General features: G+C 48.3%; 1 protein-coding gene. It reads right to left on the reverse strand.

Going from position 1 to position 1,149, the window contains the following annotated elements; all coding sequences use genetic code 11:
* Positions 1-425: 425 nt before the first annotated feature.
* Positions 426-908 (reverse strand): hypothetical protein, encoded by a 483-nt coding sequence (locus A1332_RS01690; protein ID WP_064006850.1) that lies wholly within the window; start codon positions 906-908, stop codon positions 426-428.
* Between the last annotated feature and the right edge of the window lie 241 nt (positions 909-1,149).

Consider the following 1,149-nt stretch of genomic DNA (forward strand, 5'->3'; position numbering starts at 1 on the left):
GCTCGGCGCGGCATGCGGGAGAAAACCCTCGCGCGATTTGCGGGGTTTGAGTTTGCAAAAATGTAGCCTCAGGGGAGTAGCTCCGAATAGCGAAGCGTATTCGGAGGAATGGAGGTTGCTCAAGCATCGTTTGGCTTATTAGCCACAACGCAGAGCAGCGTAATCCAACATGCGTCCGATTACGCTGTGCTAATCAGTATCTACGGCTCTAATTATCTTTAGGTGTAAGTTCGACATCAATCTGTTGAAGCACTTGATGCAAGTCATGATTTAGCTCTTTCCATTTGTCAATTATCTCTGTCATGGATATGAAATAAGGTTTGAAGCGAGGCAGGACCATAAGCGCCTAACGTGGGGCTAAGGGGCGCGGAGCCTGCATTGCAGGCGGAGCGTCCCTCTTAAGCGCAGTGTTAGCCATAGTTCGGTTAATCAGCCGCATATTGCGGGGTGACGCCACCGCGATAACCAGTGGGGATTTGCGCTTTGCAAACAGGGCAAGCGTAGTGAACCCACTTTTGAGAATCCTCGACCGGATTAAGGATGGACTTGCGCCCAATCTCGTAGCAGTTTGTACATATCAAATGCGGTGGTTCGGAGTTGCTCATGGATTCTATAAGCGCATAGGCAACACCGGCAGACCAGGGTTGTACCAGTTTGTACCTTTGCTTTTGTGTGTCCCATGCTTTTACGCGAGCAATTTCTTCTTTCAGTGCGCGTATTTCCTCAACCATCGCAGATTGGTCCGCATTAGCAGAAAGTGCATTTCCTTGGGCGGACAGAATGGCGCTCTGAAGTTCAATTACTTTTCCCTGAACTTCGGAAAGCGTCTTGAGTTCAAGGAGGCCCTTTGCGATGTCACCAGCGACCTTGAGTCCGGAAATCGTACCTTGGATAAGAGACAGGTCCATAGTGGCTCCGATATTGAAGTGGATAACAAGTGATTACATAGTTTCTGGATATCTTCATGAATCCGATGATATACATATTATGTGAATTCACGGGATAGTCTAGCTGGAAAAAGGATTCGGATTTTGTTCGAGCCAAAACAATATTCCTACAGGGTTGAGGCTGAAAATCGAATTAGGTTGGTTTGGTCTTCGATTGTGGGATGGGTTTATCCCGTATGCCGCGCCGAGCACCGGAGCTTTT

Source organism: Methylomonas methanica (assembly GCF_001644035.1).
Classification (GTDB): domain Bacteria; phylum Pseudomonadota; class Gammaproteobacteria; order Methylococcales; family Methylomonadaceae; genus Methylomonas; species Methylomonas methanica_A.